Source organism: Acidimicrobiia bacterium, assembly GCA_012959995.1.
Taxonomy (GTDB): domain Bacteria; phylum Actinomycetota; class Acidimicrobiia; order Acidimicrobiales; family MedAcidi-G1; genus MedAcidi-G2B.
In genome coordinates, this window is record DUCC01000031.1 from 3,565 (window position 1) to 7,382 (window position 3,818).

Genomic DNA, 3,818 nt, shown 5'->3' on the forward strand with positions numbered 1-3,818 from the left:
GCGGGTGGTGTCGAACTCATGGCCGGCACCTGTGTAGTAATCGTTAAAAGCTACTTGCATGCGTTTACCCTTTCTTCTTTGCGAATACGACTAATTACCCACCCCGCATCAACGGGGTTTTGCTTATGCCAATTTTTGGCTTCTTGACGAGCCACCAAGATTTGATCTTCAGACCAACCCTCACGATCGCCAAACCACTGCACCGCACTATCGGCATACAAAATGCGGGCAATGGGCCGGGCCGTACGGATAGCCGTCAAGGCCTCAGTAATGCCGTGGCCCAACACCAACAAGGCAGCAAAGGCCAAAGACGGTGCCCGGTTAACCCCCATGTGGCAATGCACTACCACCTGGTTTTGTGGGTCGGCCTGAATGGCGTTCACCACGCTGTCGACTGCCCCATCGAACCAGGCATGAGCTTGTGGGCCGCCGTTGTCGTGGGTGCCATGAAAGGCGTAAACCATCTGCGGCTGCAGTTCGACCACGAGGTCTTGGTCTGAGTATTCGCCCCGGACATCAACAATGTGGGTTACGCCGGCTGCCACCCAACCTTTGAGGTCACGCTTGGCGTCCCGGAAACCATGGGGCAAGTCGCCGCACAGATGCAGTTGGTCGGTCACCCGACAAAGGCGACGCCACCAGCCAGCTGGGTCAGAAACCATTACGGGGTCTGGAAAATTATTCATAAATAACTCCTAAAATCGAGGCCGAAAAAATCGACGTGAACCCTGCCGGAAAACCCGAACAGGTGAAGAGCTGGAAGGCCCGCAGCACCCAGGAGGTGGAAAGGAGGTAAAAACCCTCCTGGGCGGCGGAACCAAAATGGCTGACCAGTTATGAGAGCCCGTGGGCCAGAACCTTTGGCTTTTCCTCAATCTTTGTCATAACCAAAATATTACATGAGGGGTGTGACAATCTCAGAAAACCCTTGATTTTAAAGGGTTTACCGGGTTTCATGGTCAGTTTCTGCCTCTTTGGTACCGTCATAAAAGTCTTTCTTACGGCGGATCTTTTCTTCTGGCATAGACGTGCGGTATTCGCTCATCCCACGGCTAAAGCTCTTCATAGCCATACGGGTACCCCGGCCATCGCCGCGATAGTTCTGGATGTTCTCTCGATCAAAACCGAGGTCTCGACCCATGGCGTAAGAATCCTGGTTGGCGCCCATAAAGACAAACGTCCACCCGGCTTCCTTTTTCTCTTCGACCACCGCAAACAGGCGCTCACGGCTCCAAAGGTGGCTGGCGTTTTCATGCCCGTCGGTAAAGACGACCACTATTTGGTCCTCAGCCACCTTGAGGCCCTCTTCACGCTTGGTCACCGACTCAAGAAGCATGCCCAAGGCATCCAACAACGGCGTACCGCCACGGGGTTGGTAATCCGCAGCCGTGAGCTCAGGCACCTTGGCTATCTTCATGGCATCCACGGTCACTTTGAACGGTTCGCCGGTATCAAACTGAACCGCCGTAAAGGTGCAGTCCCCCTCGGTGGCCTGTTGTTCTTTAACAAACTCGTTGTAGCCACCAATGACGTCACCCACCATGCCGGACATCGAACCCGACCGGTCAATTAAAAACGACACGTGTACCGCTTCGGCCGCTTCGGTTTTGTTTTTCTTCTTGGGCACATGGACCGGCACCAAGGTGGCCAGACGATCGGCAGTATCTACCACCGGGGCGAGACCCCCCACTTGAATAAACTCATTCGGAATCTGCTGAGCACCTAAAGACGCCCCGAGGCACGCACCAGCCATAGCCGCAATGGTGTCGGTGTCTCCACCGGCATTCACCGCATACAACACACCCTCAGGCCCCTGGGCAGCACACCACAAAGCAGCAGGCACCGCTTGGTTAGCTAACGGGTTGGTACCCAAAATGTTAAGCACCGCTTCGGGCGGTTGACCCAACAAAGAAGGCAACAAACGCAGGCGGTCCAACAAAGTGGCTCCATGAATTTCAATTTGTTCATAGTCGGCACAAATGTCGGCAATGGCTTTGAGCCACATGGCATCAAGGTTGCTCTGGCCAGAAGACGCCAACGAAACGGCAGCCGCCATGGTGGCGGCGGCACTAATAGCCATGGGGTGACCATGCGTCACCGAAGCCGACAAGGCTGCTTCGTAAGCTGCCCGTTCAGGATTATCCGACCACACCAAACCAAATGCAGTAGCTCGAGCTGCGGCGGCTGTGCCGGCAGAATCTGCCTTGGCTGCTTCCCACCACGGGTTATTAGCCGATAATTTTGCTTGAGCATGACGCACCGCCATACCCTGGGTTTCGATGGTGGCGGCCATTAGTCGGGCAGCCAGTCGCTCGGGGTGCTTGGTTTGGCTCGACAGCAAAGCATCAGCAGCCATGATGGCCAACTGGGTATCGGTACCAGTTATGGGGTTAGGCGCCACAAAACCGGTGACCACACCAAAACGCTCTTTTATCCAAGCCGCGTTGCGACCCTCTAAAGGCTCGCCGAGGGCTTCACCAATGGCGAAACCCAATAAAGCCCCTCGACATTGGTCTCGCGACGCAGGAGAAATAGAAGCTTCACCCAGCTTTGGGTCACCCAACAGGGCCGACAACTTGGCAGCTGCGGCAGGACCGAATCGTTGTTCAATATCTTGGTTTTTCATATTTTTTCTCCTCTGTAGGGTTTTCATAGGTTAGTGCCTAAGTGACTATAACACAAGATAATGGTTATTGCAAGTCAGGCAAATACCATGTACGCTCTTGGTGTGACAGATTCACCACACAACCCCGCCGATTACCCCCCCTTTGGGGTCACCGTAGACCTCGTGATATTTAGCATCATCAACAAATCGCTGCGCATACTGCTAATACAACGCGACGAGCCCCCCTTCCTGGGCAAATGGGCACTCCCCGGTGGGTTTGTCTTAAAAGACGAGAACCTCGAGCAAGCGGCCCGCCGAGAACTCGCCGAAGAAACCAGCATCGGGAAAGAAGCCGGCCCTCTTGAACAACTCGGCACTTACGGCCACCCAGACCGCGACCCCCGCCAACGCGTGGTCACCGTGGCCTACTGGGGCATCGCCCATGACCTCCCCGAACCCCAAGGCGGCAGCGACGCCCGCTACGCCGAACACGTCCCAGTTGCCGAAGTAGCCAGCGGTAACATCCGCCTCGCCTTCGACCACAACAAAATCCTCACCGACGCCATAAGGCGCATCCACCACAAAATCTCTTACACCCCGCTGGCCACCCGATTCTGTGCCAAAGAATTTACCATCAGTGAACTTCGCTCGGCCTACGACGCCATATGGCAAGACACCATTGAATTCACCAACCTCGAAAACATCAAACCCATACCCGCCACCTTTGAACAACCAAAACTTTCGCTGGTCACCCCCGACTTAAAAATGAAGTATCAAATAGCATCCGCCCCGCCAAAAGTCGCCAACCCGCCAGCGCTCACTTTGGCGAAACCCATTAAGGGCTCGGACTACACCAAACTTGACACTGGCAACTTCCAACGCAGCGTGTTGCAAATAGAAGGCTTTTTGCAGTCCACCGGCAAAAAATCTTCACCCAGCGCTTCCGGGGGACGCCCGGCCGAGCTCTACACTGCCGGCGACATAAAAGAGCTCACCCCGCCGATCCACCCAAAAACCCCTAAACCCAAAAAATAACGTCAATGGTGGGCGAGCGCAGCAAGTAGCGCCCCAACAACAGGCGGGGTGCGGCAGCGTTTTACGACGGGGTACGCAAGATGGGGATGCGTTACCTTCGGGAACACTTGGTGACCTTGCGGGCGGCGTACATCCAGTGGCCATTACAAATAAGAATCGTGGAGTTCTCCACCCAGCC

Annotated in this window: 3 protein-coding genes; 1 reads left to right on the forward strand and 2 read right to left on the reverse strand. The window is 55.2% G+C overall.

Annotation, left to right across the window (positions count from 1 at the left end; genetic code table 11):
• Nucleotides 1–50: 50 nt before the first annotated feature.
• Both EYQ49_08500 and EYQ49_08505 read right to left on the reverse strand, forming a co-directional pair.
• Nucleotides 51–686, reverse strand: coding sequence for a hypothetical protein (locus tag EYQ49_08500; protein HIG25913.1), 636 nt, complete (start codon nt 684–686; stop codon nt 51–53).
• A gap of 257 nt (nt 687–943) precedes the next feature.
• Nucleotides 944–2,653, reverse strand: coding sequence for a VWA domain-containing protein (locus EYQ49_08505; GenBank protein HIG25914.1), 1,710 nt, complete (start codon nt 2,651–2,653; stop codon nt 944–946).
• Between the two features lie 33 nt (nt 2,654–2,686).
• On the opposite strand from EYQ49_08505, the gene EYQ49_08510 reads away from it, so the two are divergent.
• Nucleotides 2,687–3,640, forward strand: a complete 954-nt coding sequence (locus EYQ49_08510) for an NUDIX hydrolase (protein HIG25915.1) — start codon at nt 2,687–2,689, stop codon at nt 3,638–3,640.
• Nucleotides 3,641–3,818 lie beyond the last annotated feature (178 nt).

Coding starts and splice junctions, on each gene's coding strand:
- EYQ49_08505 (HIG25914.1), bottom strand. CDS start 2,653: ATGAAAACCCTACAGAGGAGAAAAAATATGAAAAACCAAGATATTGAA.
- EYQ49_08500 (HIG25913.1), bottom strand. CDS start 686: ATGAATAATTTTCCAGACCCCGTAATGGTTTCTGACCCAGCTGGCTGG.
- EYQ49_08510 (HIG25915.1), top strand. CDS start 2,687: ATGGTTATTGCAAGTCAGGCAAATACCATGTACGCTCTTGGTGTGACA.